Consider the following 17,268-nt stretch of genomic DNA (forward strand, 5'->3'; position numbering starts at 1 on the left):
CAACATCTCATACGCTTCTAATGTATTTTCATATAAGATCCTATCCCATTCTTCTTACCATAATCTTACTTTTCTTTCTCTCTTCCTGCAAAATAAATACAGGTACACATCAATTTTCATTAACACCCGGCAAGACTTTTTCTTTTTCATCACAATTTCCTATTCAGAAGCGCTACAGCAAGGTATTTAACGATAAAAGCGGCCAGGCTATTTTTTGCAGTTACAATACCAAGACCTATAAACAGATTGACCTTTTCACATTAGATGGGAAATTATTAAAATCTATCCCATTAAAAGATGTACTTACAATAGAGAAGTCAATTTATGATGTGGCACCCATATCAACGGATTCTTTCTGGGTGCTTGCAAATTATTCCAACTATGTGTACTTAATAGGTGCGGAAGGCAATATTCTAAAGCAAATTAAAGTAGATACCTCTGTTCCGGATTCAATGCGTGCAGAGGTAAGAGGATCGATGCTTTCAGGCTTCTGTATTAATAACAATACCTTTTTATTTAATTGTGTCTATTATTATAAAGATGAAAAAAGGGCCTACACGTTATCTGATTATTTTAAAGCAAATAAAGCGCACCCCTATTTTTTAAAAATGGAATTAGCTTCTGATTCCAAAATAACTTTTGGCCTCCCGGGATTTTATAACAGGATACTTAAAGATGGGGATGCGATGCCCGCAGAATCTGCATTATATGCACCTATACCGCAGGGTATATTACTAACTTCATGGTACAGCGACAGCCTTTATCTGATAAACGATAAAGATTTTTCAATCAAAAAGGCGGTTAAGATGACTTCAAAATATTCAACTATCGGCTGTGTACCTTTGACAACAAAAGAATTTCAGGAAGGAGCGGACCTAAATGCTTTGTTTAATCATTTAGGCGGTGTATGGAGTATAAGCTACGATTCCTTCAGGAACCTGATTTATATCGTATTACGAGGAGAGGCCGATAAAAATGCAACCGAACCCAGCAAGAAAAAATCATTGCTTATTTATAATACAAATCTCCAATTGCAGGAAGAAATAAAACTGGACTGTAATATATATGATCTTTCGGAAATGTATGTGATTAAAGAAGGCCTTTTGATAAATAAAACCGATAAAAATAATGGCAATATTACAAAATTCCAATTGTTTCATGTGGATAAGAAATAGTCTTGCTGTGCTCTTTGGGGTTTGTGGGATTTTGTCTTGTAAGTCGGAAAAAGAGAAGGGCTTTAATGAACAAATGCAACATCTGGGAGTAAACATTACGCCCGAAACACGTGCTATACTTGAAATTGGTGATGAAGGATGTCCGAATTGCAATCAATCAATGGTAAATGCTTTTTGCCATTTTAAAAATAATGACAATGTTTTTTTTCTGGTGGCAGTAAATCCGAATAAACTGGATATCAGTTGTTTTCTGGAAGATGATAGATGCAGTAATATAATAGTTTGCAAAAAAGAGGATTTTGAAAAATCAAAACTTGAGTTTAACACAAGAGTCTTCTTATTGAAAAACGGAACAGTGGATTCTACTATTCATTTTGATGCCGATAATTGGGAAGAAGCTACAGAATATGTAAGCCGGGCCCTAAGCGATGATTAGTTTTTTACAAGCTCCTGAACAGAACCTATGTGTGAACCATCCTTCATAGATACAAAAATATAGTAAGCTCCTTTGGGAATAGTAGCAACCCCAATTGGAATTTTGGATTGCTCAGTTACGATTTCCCTATGAAATTCGATTAACTGATGGCCATGGTCATCAGTGATTACCACTTTAATTTTTCCTCTGTAATCTGTCACGACACTCAATGCTGTCAGCCATTCATCATTGATTGAATTCGGATAAACAGAAACAATCCCAGATGCTTTTGTATCAACCTGACATGTTAAAGGTTCGGTATAAGCTGTACTTCCGTCTTTATCCAAAACCTTTAACCTGTAGTAGGAAAGGCCATTTTCCTGAGGGATTATTAAACCATTTATTTTTTCTTCAACGTCCATCATGATAACCGAAACTTCCTGAAAAAATGTTCCATCTATACTTTGTTCTACTATAAGCTCTTGTGCATCTGATAAATTGGATGCCTTCCATTGTAAAATGGCGCTATTGTTGGAGACAATAACACTGAAATTCAATAAATCTGAAAGTAAAATTGAAGGCTCCGGTAACAATTCAGATGTATCAATAAAATGGATACTCGATTTTTTATTTTTTGTACTATTATTATCCATTTTCAGCATTGCCGGCTTTGGAATTAACTTTTCATTTTCCCATTCAATGCCTGATATTATAGCTAAGCTTGCCAATGATAAATTGCTTGTTTTAGCAAGATTTACATTGTTCTGTGCTGTCGTTTTAATTATTGTAGTGAAAAAAAACAAAATTAAAATAACAAAATATTTATAAATATTGAATTTAATATTCATACAAACACTATTTATAAAGTGTTATATAAATTTAAGCAGTTTTTTGTTTATTTTATAGATTGCATGGTTAAATCTTTTATAAATATTGATTAATCTTTTAAAAAATTTAGCCATTTTCAGCCTATACTTCCTGCTAATAACTACAAACAAAAAAACGCAACCAATGTTGTGGTTGCGTTTCCAGATCTTTCTGACAGTTTCGTTTTATTATCCTTCTTTTTTTACTTCTTTTGCCCAGCTGTCTTTCAGGCCTACTGTTTTATTAAAAATTAAATGACCAGATGTGCTGTTTTTATCTGTAGTGAAATACCCCAAACGTAAAAACTGGAACTTATCTAAAGGATTTGTTTCAGTCAATGCCGGCTCTATGTAGGCCTTCGGAAGAATAGTCAATGAATCCGGATTGATATAATCTTTGAAATCGCCTTCTTCCGAAGCAGGGTTTTCTACTTTGAATAATCTGTCATACAACCTTACTTCTGCTGTTTTTGCATGGGGCACGCTCACCCAATGAATTGTACCTTTTACTTTTAACCCGCTTGTATCACTGCCACTCTTGCTTTCCGGAATATAGCTGCAGTAAATTTCCGTAATATTTCCATGCTCATCTTTTTTGAAATCATTGCAGGTAACAATATAAGCATATTTCAGACGAACGGTTAAGCCCGGTCCCAGACGGAAGAATTTTTTCGGCGCATCTTCCATGAAATCTTCTCTTTCAATCCAGATTTCTCTGCTGAAAGGAACACTTCTCGTACCTCCGTTTTCATTTTCCGGATTGTTTTCAGCTATCAAATCTTCCGTTTGCCCTTCAGGGTAATTGGTAATGATAAGCTTTACCGGATCCAGAACCGCCATTCTTCTATCGGCAATTTTATTCAGGTGGTCGCGTACACAAAACTCAAGCAGGCCAACATCGGTAATATTTTCACGTTTGGCAATACCAATTGTATCTGCAAAGTTCCGAATACTTTCAGGTGTGTAACCTCTGCGGCGCAAACCACTGATTGTAGGCATTCTTGGATCATCCCAACCATCTACATGCTTTTCATTAACCAATTGCAATAATTTGCGCTTACTCATTACCGTATAAGTAAGGTTGCGACGTGCAAATTCATATTGGTGCGATGGAAATATTTCCAGTTTTTCAATAAACCAATCGTACAACGGGCGGTGATGGATGAATTCCAATGTGCAAATGGAATGCGTAATATTTTCTATGCTGTCGCTTTGTCCGTGTGCAAAATCATACATCGGATAAACGCACCATTTATCACCGGTACGATGATGATGCGCATGCTTGATTCTATAAATAATCGGGTCGCGCATCAGCAAATTCGGATGTTCCATGTCTATTTTTGCACGTAGCACTTTGGCACCATCGGGATATTTACCTTCACGCATTTCTGCAAATAACTGAAGGTTTTCGTCAATGCTCCTGCTGCGGTAAATACTGTTAACACCCGTCCTGTTGATATCGCCTTTTTGTGCGGCCATTTCCTCGGCAGTAGAATCATCCACATAAGCAAAGCCCTTCTCAATTAGCTTTACTGCAAATCCGTATAATTCTTCAAAATAATCGGAAGTATAATGCAATTCGTCCCAATTAAAGCCAAGCCATTTCACATCGTTCATAATGCTTTCCACATATTCCGTTTCTTCGGTAACAGGATTGGTGTCGTCAAAACGCAAATTGCACTGACCTTTATATTTTATGGCAAGCCCGAAATTCAGGCAAATGGATGCCGCATGGCCTATATGTAAATAACCATTTGGTTCAGGCGGGAAACGGGTATGTATATTTTTATATTTGCCTTCGGCAAGATGATTTTCTATTATTTCTTCCAGAAAATTCAGGGAACGTTCTTCCATGATTTATATTAGAATTTTGTATTAAAAAATTGATGTCAAAGTGGGTAAAACCACTAATTGACGGGTTGCAAATGTAAGCATTACCAATCAACAAATCAGAAGCCGCGTATTTCAAACTGCATCTCCGGCAAATGAGTTCTTTTGCACAAATAATACAGTTTTTAAAACAGAATCAAAAAAATGCCTGATACGAAATGTATCAGGCATTTGAATATTATAGCAGAGAACTCAGGCTTCTTTTTTCTTAGTAGCCATTTTTTTTCTGTTCCTGCTCAATGTTTCAGGCTTGATACCTAAATAAGCTGCGATCATATGCTGTGGCACACGCTGGACTATTTCAGGATAAAAACTTACAAATCTTCTGTATTTTTCTTCTGCAAAATGCATCAGATAGTTCAATACACGAAGGTTAAGGGCATAAAGCCTTTTTTGCAAAACCATTCTGAAATATCTTTCAAGTTTTGGTATTTGTACCATAAGATTCTGGAAAACTTCGCGGTCAATGCACAGGATTTCTGAAGGTTCCAGTGCGTCAATATTGTAAACAGATTTTATATCAGCCAATTGATTAAAATCCTCGGAAATCCAACTGCCTTCTGCAGCAAACTGAACAATATGTTCTTCATCATTCGGCCCTTTGATATAAGAACGTACAATACCCTTTTCAATAAAGTATAAATGACGGTAAGAAGCGTCCTGTTGAACTAAAAACTGACGTTTACGTAATTTCTTTACGGTAAAGACCGATTTGATCAAATCCTCTTCTGCCTTTGTCAGCACAGTTTCCTTCGCGATTTCAGATAAGAGTACGTTCATGATTTAAATATTTTGAACATTTATGTTAGAAAATGATTCTGCGATGGCGTCCCAAAGCTGAATTCTGCATTTCAAAGCCTGTTTAATGTAACGGGTGGCTTCCTCCCATTTACCGGCATCGTTTCCACATAAAGACACCGTCATCTGATAAGCAAGGTTGGAATGGTGGTCGCCGTCAACTTCAATATGCCGTTCCAGATAGTATTTAAAAATGCTGATTTTCTCAGGTGATTGTTCATGCAATTCATTCACAAACGAAATGAACATCTGTGGTATTAAATCTTCGCGGCCAAAGGTGAAAACAGCAGCCTGCAAATAAGCCTTTCCTGTATTTATAACTTCGAAAGTGTTATTTACAAAGGTTTTTACAGAAACAGGAGCGCCACATATATCCAGGCCATTTTCTACCGATTTACCTTCCAAAACAGTTGCAAGCATTTGTTCTATCTGTGTCGTGTCACAACCCGCCTGCTTCATGGCCATGAGGTATAATTCGAAATGGCTGTGCCTGTTACCGTTTTCGTCCACATCGCTTTCTTCACCGGTAACAATTTCATTAATAAGATATCTTGTATTAGCGTCGCCTACAGGTACCCACGGAATGTCAATACAGGTGAGATTGCGTTGCAAACTTTTCAATAATGACATAAAATCCCAAACGGCAAAAACATGGTGTTGCATAAATTCATGCAAATGCTCAATCGTTGTTATTTTACTATAAACCTCATGTTTAATGAGCCGGGATTTTAAAGGTTCTATTTCAGCCTTTAAATTTTCTAAAAAATTCATTTATCTGTTCTTTTGATTCAAATTCCCCTTTGCGGCGCCAAAGTTAGCACATCCGCTTTTTAATTAATGATAGAAACTCACAATAGCAGGTTAATCGTTTAATTAATCAATTATACAAGTAATATTTTTATATTATTGACTTAGGTCAAGTTATGCAAGTTACGGAAATGTTGAAATAAATATTCAGTAGTTTCTATAAAGAAATTAAGAAATCTACTAAAAAAGCCCTTCAGGCATATTCCAAAGGGCTTTAATTATAAAAAAATGAAAGATTATTCTGCTACAATTTCGGCAATGTGAATACAAACCTGGCATGCTTTTTCCATATCCTGAACACTTACATATTCCTGTTTGGAATGAATTCCCATTTCACCGGTAAAAATATTAGGGCAAGGCAATCCCATAAAGGAAAGGCGTGAGCCATCGGTACCGCCGCGTATGCTTATGCGTTCCGGTGTCATGCCTGCGCGCTTATAAGCTATTTCAGCATATTCCATCACTTTAGGATGTTGATCCAGAATTTCACGCATGTTCCGGTATTGTTCTTTTACAACAAAATCGTATTTCGCGCCCGGATATTGAGCCACAGCAGCTTTCAGCATTTCCTCAAGCTGCTTTTCATATTCTGCAAGCTTAGCTGTGTCATGATTGCGGATGATAAAGTCTATCCTTGTTTTTTCAGCACCGCCTTCAATATGTACCGGATGCACAAAACCTTCTTTATCGCTGGTTGTTTCAGGACTCCATTCGTTTTTGGGTAACGTATCAAGGAATGCAGCAGCTACTTTCGTAGCATTTACCAGTTTATTTTTCGCATAGCCTGGATGCGCACTTATTCCGTGAATAGTAATACTTACCCCATCAGCAGAGAAGCTTTCGCCTTCCAGATGGCCCCTTTCGCCGCCATCTAAGGTATAACCAAAGTCAGCGCCCAGCTTTTTCATATCAACCTTATCCACACCACGGCCAACTTCTTCATCAGGCGTAAATAAGATACGGATTTTGCCGTGCTTCACTTCCGGATGCTCCATCAGGTATTGTGCAGCATCCATAATTACGGCAACGCCTGCTTTATCGTCGGCACCCAGCAATGTCAGGCCTGAAGCCGTTATGATGTCATCACCGATTCGCTGTTTTAGATAGGGATGGCGTTGTGTGGTAATGACTACATTGTTATCATCAGGCAATACAATATCGTTGCCATCATAATTTTTGTGCAAAATAGGTTTTACATTTTCTCCGCTACAATCAGGCGATGTGTCCACATGCGCACAATAGCAGATAACAGGAACATCTTTATCAATTGTTGCAGGGATGGTGCCATAAACATAGCCATATTCATCAGCTTCTGCATCTGTAATGCCAATGGCTTTCAACTCATCAGCCAAAAGCTTCGTGAGGTTCTTTTGTTTTTCAGTAGAAGGTTGAGCAGTAGAATATGGGTCGCTTTGCGTGTCGATTTGCACATAGCGCATCAGCCTTTCGGCAACAGTATGCTTATAATTTGAGTCCATTTCGGAGGATAATTTTAGGCGACAAAGGTATGGCTTTGAATGTAATTTTTAACCTGATGCTCTTTGTAGAAAGCTTGAGCTAAAAGTCCAGGATTGATTTATTTTGGCTGATAAAAAGGATTTTCTATCGCTTCGCAAAACTCTTTCCATAAATCTTCCACAATTTCAGCCGCAGGCTTGATATCATGAATCAAGCCGCTTACCTGCCCGATCTCCAATTCACCTTCGTCTAAGTCTCCTTCAAACATACCCAGCTTTGCCCTTGCTCTTCCCAACAATTCCAGGAGCTCTTCATTAGCCGCGCCACGGTTTTCAGCTTCCGCTACTATTTGAAAGAATTTGTTTTTGATAAGGCGTACAGGTGTTAGCCTCTTTAAAGATAAATGCGTATCTCCTTCATTGGCTTTTACGATGGCCTCCTTAAAATTCTGATGGGAAGAAGCTTCATTGCTGCAAACAAAACGGCTGCCAACCTGAACACCTTCTGCTCCTAAAGCCATTGTAGCAAACATAGCTTTTCCGGTCGCAATGCCCCCTGCTGCAATCAATGGAATATGAATGGCTTCTCTTACCTGAGGTATCAGGCAAAGTGTGGTGGTTTCTTCTCTTCCGTTATGGCCGCCTGCTTCAAAACCCTCGGCTACAATAGCATCCACACCGGCATCCTGACTTTTCAATGCAAATTTTGCACTGGAAACCACATGCACCACTTTTATACCTTCTGCTTTTAAAACAGAAGTCCATGTTTTAGGATTGCCGGCAGAGGTAAAAACAATCGGTATTTTTTGTTCAATAATATACCCGATATGTTTATCAACATCAGGATAAAGCAATGGCAGGTTTACGCCGAAAGGTTTATCTGTAGCTGCCTTGCATTTCTTAATGTGTTCCAGTAACGTATCCGGATACATACTGCCGGCGCCAATTAATCCAAGCCCGCCGGCATTGCTTACCGCAGATGCTAATTTCCATCCGGAAGCCCAAATCATACCTGCCTGTACTATCGGGTATTTAATATCAAAGAGTGCTGTGATTCTGTTTGTAAACTGTTCCAAGTTATTGGTTTGACTTTTTATCTTTTGACTTTGCAAAAGTGTATTTAAAATTTAAAGAATAAAAACTACGATCGTTAAAGGATGTAAATGGAAATTCAACAAGTCCTCCAATGAAGTATCTGTTTAAACCGATACCAAAACCCACATTAGCCAAAGGATTAATCGAAAGCAGGTTGGTTTGAAATTCGAAAGAAGGACCGAACTGAATTATCGGCATTACATTAGGTTTATCAGAAAGATTAAAACCTCCTAATATCTTGATCCTTCCCGCAAAATAATTATAAGTTTTGTCAGTAACGAATTCAGATTTATACTTCGCATATGTAAGACCTAAACTGAATTCTGTAGATATTTTTTTTGAAATTGCCGGGTAGATTGCTTGTAAGCAATATGCTACATTGAAGCCTGCCCCACCGCTATACCTTTCGATATATATATCATCACTACTTAATTGAGCTTTGCTTGCTATTACTCCTCCAATCAGTAATTGATGCGATACTATTGCAGGAATTTGAGGCTTGGTATTTATAGTAGCAGGTGTTGAATTGGGATCTTTGCACTTATTATAACTTAAAACGACATCAAGAATATCCTTTAATGTATATCTCAGGCGATTCATCTGCTGTTGATCATTGCATTCTCCTGTTGCATAATTAAGGATTCCTTTGAATTTATTATATTGTCTTTTTGTTGGATCTGTATTATGTAGAAGAGGAAATGTTCCTCTTGATGACTTAATCACGTAAAATGGCGATACTGCTTCGTCTAATCCTAATCTTTCGGGATCAATCTGAGACTGATAGAGCGTTGCAGCACCTTTTGTTATTACTGAAGCCAAAATTGTAACAGTATCCTGGCTTGTTTTGAAAGAGACAGGTTCAAATTGAATTTTATAATCTGTAAGTATAAACAACTTAATCTCTTTTGCTTTAAGTTCTTTAGTTGCTTTAAGCGAATCTCTTATGATAAATCCAAGATAAATATCTTTTCATTTCTATATTTTATTTCTCCGGTCAGACTGTCGCCGTTTTGAAGAATAACAATACCATTTTCCCAGTTACTATTTTGTGCAAATAAAATTTGTGTATAACACAAGCAAAATAAAATAAAGAATAAACTTTTTTTCATTAAATAGGTTTTTAGCCGGCAATGTTACATAATTAATTCTTTATTTGGTTGCTACATTATAATTATATTTCTCTATCAAACGGCTTAAACTTTCGGTTGAATATGGTACCTCAGTTATATAAGATTCACTTTCATCCCATTTTCTCAAACAATACCTCAGCATACCGATATATGGCTGGGAAACTACTTGTGCACCTATTTGTTCGTGGTGTATAAGCGGCACCGTTTCTCCATCTTCTGTTTTAATAAAATAGAAAGGATTGGTTCCATATCCGAGATTACATTGACCAGGATATGCATTTACTTCATAAAGGCTTATTTTTCCTTTTACGAGCACTCTTCCGACAATATTCTGTTCCTTGGGTATGGTTGCTGTAACAGTGTTTTTCGAACCAAAGATTTTATCAAACAGGGTCGGATTCCTGGGCGTTTGGCTTTTTGTTTTGTAGGTTAAAGTCTCGAATGCAGTATCTTGTCCGTTAACTTGTGAGAAGATTAGTAGCGCTAAAGCTATAGCAAGTAGTGATTTTGTCATTTTATAATATGTAAGCATTTATCCTAAGTCAATATCCGTATTATCCCCTATGTTTAAACTTTGGCTCATGCCATGTATATAAGCATCACTCCCAATAATGGAGGATTTTAATACAACTTCATCCAGTACAGCAAAAGAGCCGATAATGCTGTTCTGAATAATAGAAGAACGGACAGTTGTATTTTCTCCGATAGAAACGGAAGGGCCGATTATCGAATTTTCAATTTTACAGCCTGCGCCAATATTTACCGGAGGTATAATTACAGAATCAGGGAATTGCGGGGAGGAAGTTTTTTCTGCAAGGCTTTTAAGCAAGGTAGCATTGGTTTCAAGCAATGTTTCTTTTTTGCCGCAGTCAAACCAGTTATTTACTTTGAATGCATGGAATTTTATACCCTTTTCAATCATAGTCTGCAATGCATGTGTCAGGTGATATTCACCATCATCATCGGCGCGATTGTGCAAATAAGTATCCAAAGATTCAAAAAGCTGTGCTGTTTCATTTATTTTATAAACGCCCACCATCGCCATATTTGATTTTGGAATCAACGGTTTTTCAACAACACGTAAGACATTGTTTTCATCATCCACTTCTGCCACACCAAAACTGCGGGGATCGTCCACACGGCGAATGCCAATCTGTGAAACTTTACTTTTCAGGATGGATTGAACATCGAAATCACAAATGGTGTCACCAAATACAATCAGTACCTCATCATTTTTTACGGCCTCTTTCGTAAGCCAAATAGCATGTCCCGTACCTCTTCTGTCGTTTTGAGTTACGAAAGTGCAGCGTAATCCGGGATAGGTACGCATTACATAATCCTGTATTTTATCGCCCAGGTAACCAATGATAAAAATATATTCTTCAATACCTTCATTAAGCAATGCATCTACAATAACAGCAAGAATTGTCTTACCGGCCATTGGCATAAGCGCTTTTGGCTGTGTGTAGGTATGTGGCCTTAATTTAGTACCGGCTCCGGCAACTGGAATAATAGCTTTCATATTACAGGATAATAATATTTTATATTGAAGGCAATAAAGGTAACATCAAATTTTTATTGAGAAGAAATAATGTCATTGCTTTTTTCCCGAAAATGATACGAATGACGCTGCTCACAATATGTTTTTGTTTAAGGCTTGCACACTATGCCGCAATTAATTACTTTTGCAGCATTCTTTTAGAAAAATACATTTATGGCAATTGTCGATTTAGTAATGCCCAAAATGGGTGAGAGTATCATGGAAGCTACTATTTTGAAGTGGCACAAGCAACCGGGCGATAGCGTTAAGATGGATGAAACCATTCTTGAAATTGCTACAGACAAGGTAGATAGCGAAGTTCCTTCTACCGCGGCCGGTACTATTACAGAAATTTTATTTAAAGTCGATGATGTTGTTCCTGTTGGTACTGTCATTGCACGTATAGATTCTGCGGCTGCCGGAAACGGCGCTGCTCCGGCAACACAAGTTGCCGCTGCCCCTCAACCGGTTGCAACAGCAGCTCCGGCAAGTTCAGTTCCGGCTGCGACCATTGCAAAAACAGGAAACAGTTTTTACTCACCGTTAGTGCTGAATATAGCTTCGAAAGAAGGTATTGGCATGGCTGAACTGGAAAATATTCCGGGAACAGGCAATGAAGGTCGTGTTACTAAAAGAGATATTTTGAATTATGTTGCAAATCGTGGCGCTGCTCCGGCACCACAAGTTGCTGCCGCTCCTCAACCTGTAGCAGCTCCGGCAAGCCCGGCTGCAACTCCTGCCGCTGCGCCTGCACCATTTGTTGCACCAGGCGGAAATGTCGAAATCATTGAAATGGACAGGATGCGTAAACTTATTGCAGACCATATGGTGCGCAGTAAAGCTACCTCACCGCACGTAACCAGCTTTACCGAATGTGATGTAACCAATCTGGTAAAATGGCGCGAAAAAAATAAGAAAGTTTACGAAAGCAAATACGGCGAGAAAATTACTTTCACTCCCATTTTTGTGGAAGCAATTGTAAATTGTATCAAGAAATATCCGATGATAAACGCCAGTGTTGATGGTGATAAAATCATTGTGAAGAAAGATATTAATATCGGCATGGCTACTGCATTACCAAGCGGCAACCTTATTGTTCCGGTTATTAAAAACGCAGGTACCAAAAACCTTTTGGGTCTTGCAAAAGATGTAAATGGCCTGGCTAATGCAGCACGTACCAATAAATTGAAAGCTGATGATACACAAGGCGGTACATTCACCCTTACAAACGTGGGTACTTTTGGAAGCCTGATGGGAACACCAATCATTAATCAACCGCAGGTAGCTATCCTGGCTGTGGGCAGCATCAAAAAACGCCCTATGGTTCTGGAAACAGAAGATGGCGATGTAATCGCTATCCGTCAGATGATGTACTTGTCTTTAAGCTATGACCACAGAATTGTAGATGGTTCTTTAGGTGCCAGTTTCTTAACTGCAGTTGCAAATGAACTGGAAGCTTTTGATATCAAAAGAGAAGCATAATTTTTGAAGTGAATAAATGTATAAAGGAGCGCAATTGCGCTCCTTTATACATTTATTGTGAACCCCCACAACAGATTCTTAAGGATGAACTTGCCACGGGGATTATTTATCCCAAAAATCTTTCTTCTCTGCCCTTTTTGCTTTGAAATTAGGATTAGGTTTCTTTTTTGGCCTGTTTGGCTCAAAAGCAGGAACTGCATTTGCTTTGGGAACAACCGATTTATTCTTCGGGGCCCTGAACTGAACTACATCTGATCCTTTTGGTAAAAAGGGATGAACAGCAACAACAGGAATAGAAAAACCTATTAGCTTTTGAATGGCTTTCAGATTGTCTTTTTCTTCCACATCGCAAAAAGCAATAGCAATACCGCTGTTCCCTGCCCTGCCCGTACGGCCAATGCGGTGTACATAAGTTTCAGGGACATCGCCTAAATCATAATTGATAACATGGGTCAAATCGTCAATGTCAATACCACGTGCAGCAATATCCGTAGCTATCAGCACACGTGTATGAGAAGCTTTAAAATTGCTTAATGCGCGTTGTCGTGCGTTCTGTGATTTATTACCATGAATAGCTTCTGCCGAGATATTTTCTTTGTGCAAATCTTTCACTAATTTATCTGCACCATGTTTGGTTCTGATGAAAACCAATACACGCTCAATGTTTTTATCCTGCAGCAAATAAGCCAATAACTTCTTCTTCTCTTTCTGATCTACAAAATAAAGCGACTGCTGTATAGTTTCGGCAGTAGAAGAAACCGGTGTCACTTCTACTTTTTCAGGTTTTACTAAAATGGTATTGGCTAATTTTTGAATTTCATTTGGCATGGTAGCCGAAAAGAAAAGTGTTTGCCTTTTAACAGGCAGTTTGACTACTACCTTCTTCACATCATTGATGAAACCCATATCCAGCATACGGTCTGCTTCATCCAATACAAAAATTCCGACGTCTTTGAGGGAAATAAAATTTTGTCCCATCAAATCCAAAAGTCGGCCGGGGGTCGCAATCAATATATCTATACCGGCTTTCAGGGCCTTTACTTGTGCGCCTTGAGGTACTCCACCAAAAATAACAAGGTTCTTTATCCTGAGATTTTTGCCATAGGTAGAAAAACTTTCCGCTATCTGGATGGCCAGCTCACGCGTTGGCGTAAGTACCAGAACTTTTATCTTCTGCGGGCCTGCAGCTTTTGGCTGTGCCTGTAATAATTGTAAAATCGGTATTGCAAATGCTGCCGTCTTTCCTGTTCCTGTCTGGGCACAACCCAATAAATCATGGCCTTGTAAAACTATTGGAATAGATTGTTCCTGAATGGGTGTGGGATGCGTATAACCTTCGTCTTTTAACGCATCCAGAATCGGAGCAATAAGACTTAATTGTTCAAATGTTGTTTTATTCATTCTTTATAAATTCCCGATAATCATGGGAAATACCATAACAATGAGAATTTGCAAAACTACCTGCTTTATTTGGAAAAATCGTTTAAAATTAATTCGGGCGCAGGATTAAGGGGTTTTAACATTCTTTAATTAATTCCTTTTTGTACTTCCAGTATAAAAGGAGTTTCAGTAAGCAGAAAGAAAATTTTACCGGCTTCCCGTTCAACCTTAATCTCAATAAGAACAGAACGGTCATTATTTTTATCCTTCCATTCCTGAATAATATAAGACTTGGATATTGAATTGTATTTCCAGTGACCATTCTTCACTTCTATATCCTTAATATCGATATCAAAAGAAAAGTTTTTATCAGATTTAAAAACAAACGTGGATTTTAAGAAGGAATTTTTGAATACTTCCGTTTTTTGAATTTCCGTTTTAGAAAGGCCATCTGAATTAACCTTCATTCCAACAACTTTCCATTTACCGATTATTTCAGCATCAGGATTCTGTGCATTCACTTTTGACAGCATGAATAGCAACGCTATACTTATCAATAAAAACGTTTCATGGATTTGTCTCGAATTTGTTTTGTATTGCAAAAAAATCAGGGTTTCAATCTTATTTCGAAAATAAGTATTATTTCAACATCTTGGAAATTACTCCAAACAAAGTTCTTACTATAGAACGTTGCACTTGTTTACCTGCCGAGCTATTCATTGCTGTTTCGAGCCATGATTTTTCTGCTTTCGGTTTTGCCGCTGAAGCAGTTGCATGAGGACTTCCGGTCTGATTAGCATTCTGAGCAGAAGCGGCGTTCAGTTTTTTATTCAACAATTCATAAGCGCTTTCTCTGTCAACTATCCGGTTGTATTTAGGAATGAGTTTCGATCGGCTTATCAAATCGTTTATTTCTACTTCGCTTAAAATATCCATTCTGGAACGGGGAGCGATCATATAAGTGTGTGCCAATGGTGTCGGGATACCTTTTTCATTCAACAATGTTATTAAAGCTTCTCCGATGCCTAATTGTGTTAACAAATCCTCGGTTTTATAAAATGTGCTCTCGGGATAGTTTTGCGCTGTTTGTTTAATTGATTTTCTGTCATTTGCTGTAAAAGCTCGCAAAGCATGCTGTACTTTCAATCCTAACTGGCTTAAAACCGGCGGCGGTACATCCATCGGATTCTGGGTACAGAAAAAAATACCAATGCCTTTACTTCTTATAAGTTTAACAATAGTTTCAATCTGATCGAGTAATGCTTTGTTGGCTTCATTAAAAATCAAATGTGCTTCATCAATAAACAATACAAGTTTAGGTCTGTCCAAATCTCCTTCTTCCGGCAAGGTTGTATATAATTCTGCCAACATTTGTAACATGAAAGTCGAAAACAGTTTAGGCCTGGTTTGCATATCCGTAATCCGCAAAATATTAATGACCCCCCGTCCATTATCGTCAATGCGCATCAGATCATTAATATCGAAAGAGGTTTCTCCAAAAAACAAATCAGCATCTTGTTGTTGCAGTTCTATTACTTTCCTGAGAATGGTCCCGGCAGATGAGGTAGAGATTTTGCCATATTCCTTTTCAATTTCAGCTTTACCTTCATTACCCGCATATTGTAACATTTTGCTCAAATCTTTTAAATCCAGCAATGGCAAAGCGTTGTCATCGCAATATTTGAATAATATGGCTAAAAGTCCTTCCTGTGTTTCATTCAACTCCAAAACTTTAGAAAGCAATACCGGTCCGAATTCTGAAATCGTTGCACGTAATCTTGCGCCCTTTTCTTCACTCAGGCTCAATAGCTCAACCGGAAAAGCAGCAGGCTTAAACGTTTCTTTCAATACAGCATATCGTTCCTGAATTTTTGAGTTATCAGTGCCGGCAGCAGCAATGCCGCTCAAATCGCCTTTAATATCCATCATTAAAACAGGCACACTTGCATCGCTTAACGCTTCAGCAATGAGTTGTAAAGTTTTGGTTTTACCGGTACCGGTGGCACCGGCAATCAAACCATGCCTGTTCAAAGTTTTGAGCGGGAGACGCACTTCTGCATTCTCTACAATTTTTCCATCCAGCATAGCCAAACCTAATTTTATACTATCACCTTTAAAGCTATATCCCGTTTGTATGGTTTCTGAAAATGTTGCTGTCATCTGGTTGCTTTTTGTAAAATACAAGTTTAACGAATTTGGAGTATATACATAAATTAATTCCCCAATCCCTTTGAATTATTATGATTTTGTGAGAAAATTTCAATGTTCCATAAAATTCTTTTGAAAAATGTGCTTTTTAAACAATTTTCAAACTGATAAGCCGTTATTCTCTTCCGAAAAGGATAAAAAGGCGGGTTAAGCAGGCGTTAAATATAATACCTTCCATACATGGCAAATGATAATGGCTATTTTTGTAACTTTGCACACTTTTGTAATAACAAAGGCCCTCAATGGAAAGCAAATCATTAATCGATAAATCATATCTGCCTAAACATATTGCCATCATAATGGATGGTAATGGAAGATGGGCTAAAGAAAAGGGTGAAGACCGTATCCATGGCCATCATGAAGGTGTGGTAAGCGTGCGGAATATTGTGGAAGGCTGTACGGAAATCGGGATTAAATACCTTACGCTTTATGCCTTTTCAACTGAAAACTGGAACCGCCCTAAGCATGAAGTAGACGCGTTGATGGAACTTTTGGTCAGCACTATCCGCAAAGAGGTAGATGATTTGAAGAAGAATAATGTTAAGTTGACTGTAATCGGGGACTTTAAAGCATTGCCGGAAATTTGCCAGAAAGAGATGCAGGAAGGAATGGATATGACGGCACATTGCACAGGTGTGAACCTGATATTGGCTTTAAGCTACAGTGCACGTTGGGAAATTACACAGGCAGCAAGAAGCATAGCGATGGAAGTGGCGGAAGGCAAGCTGAAGGCAGATGAGATTAGTGATGAAACCGTTCAGCAATTTCTTTGCACAAAAGATTATCCGGATCCTGAACTTATGATAAGAACGGGCGGAGAACACAGAATTAGTAATTTTTTATTATACCAATTGGCCTATACAGAACTGTATTTTACAGATGTACACTGGCCGGCATTCAGAAAAGACAATTTGTTTGATGCAATTCTGAATTATCAGCAAAGGGAAAGAAGATTTGGGAAGACGAGTGAACAAGTAAGGACATCCTGATTATTTCAGGAAGAACATTAACAAAATTTAGATAAT

17 protein-coding genes are annotated in these 17,268 nt (G+C 38.1%); 4 read left to right on the forward strand and 13 right to left on the reverse strand.

The genetic code is table 11. The features are described 5' to 3' along the window. Positions 1 to 20 precede the first annotated feature (20 nt). Together F0919_RS13185 and F0919_RS13190 are read left to right on the forward strand one after the other, a co-directional pair. Positions 21 to 1,175, forward strand: a complete 1,155-nt coding sequence (locus tag F0919_RS13185) for a DUF4221 family protein (RefSeq protein WP_190277389.1) — start codon at positions 21 to 23, stop codon at positions 1,173 to 1,175. Next, the gene (locus F0919_RS13190; RefSeq protein ID WP_150033236.1) at positions 1,159 to 1,611 is read left to right on the forward strand and encodes a hypothetical protein; all 453 of its coding nucleotides are present in this window, start codon (positions 1,159 to 1,161) and stop codon (positions 1,609 to 1,611) included. Before F0919_RS13185 ends, F0919_RS13190 begins: the two co-directional genes overlap by 17 nt. Here F0919_RS13190 and F0919_RS13195 read toward each other — a convergent pair. The 10 genes from F0919_RS13195 to F0919_RS13235 all read right to left on the reverse strand — a co-directional run bounded on the left by F0919_RS13195 (position 1,608) and on the right by F0919_RS13235 (position 11,155). Then, positions 1,608 to 2,438 carry a hypothetical protein gene (locus F0919_RS13195; RefSeq protein ID WP_150033237.1) on the reverse strand — a complete coding sequence of 277 codons (831 nt, stop codon included), beginning with the start codon at positions 2,436 to 2,438 and terminating at the stop codon, positions 1,608 to 1,610. The two genes, F0919_RS13190 and F0919_RS13195, sit on opposite strands and share 4 nt — an antisense overlap. Before the next feature lie 207 nt (positions 2,439 to 2,645). Next, entirely contained in the window at positions 2,646 to 4,310 is a 1,665-nt protein-coding gene (locus tag F0919_RS13200; RefSeq protein WP_150033238.1) for a glutamine--tRNA ligase/YqeY domain fusion protein, read from the reverse strand. A gap of 228 nt (positions 4,311 to 4,538) precedes the next feature. Beyond that, entirely contained in the window at positions 4,539 to 5,126 is a 588-nt protein-coding gene (locus F0919_RS13205; protein ID WP_150033239.1) for a Crp/Fnr family transcriptional regulator, read from the reverse strand. 3 nt (positions 5,127 to 5,129) lie between these two features. Next, a complete protein-coding gene (locus F0919_RS13210) occupies positions 5,130 to 5,915 on the reverse strand; it encodes a DUF3050 domain-containing protein (RefSeq protein ID WP_150033240.1) in 786 nt (261 codons plus the stop codon). Between the two features lie 272 nt (positions 5,916 to 6,187). After that, a complete protein-coding gene (gene pepT, locus F0919_RS13215; RefSeq protein WP_150033241.1) occupies positions 6,188 to 7,429 on the reverse strand; it encodes a peptidase T in 1,242 nt (413 codons plus the stop codon). Between the two features lie 98 nt (positions 7,430 to 7,527). Further along, positions 7,528 to 8,484, reverse strand: a complete 957-nt coding sequence (locus F0919_RS13220; RefSeq protein WP_150033242.1) for an NAD(P)H-dependent flavin oxidoreductase — start codon at positions 8,482 to 8,484, stop codon at positions 7,528 to 7,530. Position 8,485: 1 nt separating this feature from the next. Next, positions 8,486 to 9,397, reverse strand: a complete 912-nt coding sequence (locus tag F0919_RS13225; RefSeq protein WP_150033243.1) for a hypothetical protein — start codon at positions 9,395 to 9,397, stop codon at positions 8,486 to 8,488. Positions 9,398 to 9,444: 47 nt separating this feature from the next. Continuing rightward, positions 9,445 to 9,612 carry a hypothetical protein gene (locus F0919_RS18525; RefSeq protein ID WP_216629424.1) on the reverse strand — a complete coding sequence of 56 codons (168 nt, stop codon included), beginning with the start codon at positions 9,610 to 9,612 and terminating at the stop codon, positions 9,445 to 9,447. A gap of 40 nt (positions 9,613 to 9,652) precedes the next feature. After that, positions 9,653 to 10,147 (reverse strand): hypothetical protein, encoded by a 495-nt coding sequence (locus F0919_RS13230; RefSeq protein ID WP_150033244.1) that lies wholly within the window; start codon positions 10,145 to 10,147, stop codon positions 9,653 to 9,655. A gap of 18 nt (positions 10,148 to 10,165) precedes the next feature. Further along, positions 10,166 to 11,155 carry a sugar phosphate nucleotidyltransferase gene (locus F0919_RS13235; protein ID WP_150033245.1) on the reverse strand — a complete coding sequence of 330 codons (990 nt, stop codon included), beginning with the start codon at positions 11,153 to 11,155 and terminating at the stop codon, positions 10,166 to 10,168. 192 nt (positions 11,156 to 11,347) lie between these two features. Between F0919_RS13235 and F0919_RS13240 the strand changes: the two genes are divergently transcribed. After that, positions 11,348 to 12,655 (forward strand): dihydrolipoamide acetyltransferase family protein, encoded by a 1,308-nt coding sequence (locus F0919_RS13240; RefSeq protein WP_150033246.1) that lies wholly within the window; start codon positions 11,348 to 11,350, stop codon positions 12,653 to 12,655. 102 nt (positions 12,656 to 12,757) lie between these two features. Here F0919_RS13240 and F0919_RS13245 read toward each other — a convergent pair whose 3' ends face one another. From F0919_RS13245 to F0919_RS13255, 3 genes are all read right to left on the reverse strand, one after another. Then, a complete protein-coding gene (locus F0919_RS13245) occupies positions 12,758 to 14,056 on the reverse strand; it encodes a DEAD/DEAH box helicase (protein WP_150033247.1) in 1,299 nt (432 codons plus the stop codon). 125 nt (positions 14,057 to 14,181) lie between these two features. Continuing rightward, the gene (locus F0919_RS13250; RefSeq protein ID WP_150033248.1) at positions 14,182 to 14,637 is read right to left on the reverse strand and encodes a DUF5004 domain-containing protein; all 456 of its coding nucleotides are present in this window, start codon (positions 14,635 to 14,637) and stop codon (positions 14,182 to 14,184) included. Positions 14,638 to 14,674: 37 nt separating this feature from the next. Beyond that, a complete protein-coding gene (locus F0919_RS13255) occupies positions 14,675 to 16,195 on the reverse strand; it encodes a helicase HerA-like domain-containing protein (RefSeq protein WP_150033249.1) in 1,521 nt (506 codons plus the stop codon). 290 nt (positions 16,196 to 16,485) lie between these two features. Here F0919_RS13255 and F0919_RS13260 point away from each other — a divergent pair, with 290 nt between their 5' ends. Beyond that, positions 16,486 to 17,232 carry an isoprenyl transferase gene (locus tag F0919_RS13260; RefSeq protein ID WP_150033250.1) on the forward strand — a complete coding sequence of 249 codons (747 nt, stop codon included), beginning with the start codon at positions 16,486 to 16,488 and terminating at the stop codon, positions 17,230 to 17,232. The last annotated feature ends 36 nt before the right edge of the window (positions 17,233 to 17,268 follow it).

Origin of the sequence: Taibaiella lutea, assembly GCF_008629695.1 — a bacterium.
GTDB classification, from domain to species: Bacteria; Bacteroidota; Bacteroidia; order Chitinophagales; family Chitinophagaceae; genus Taibaiella; species Taibaiella lutea.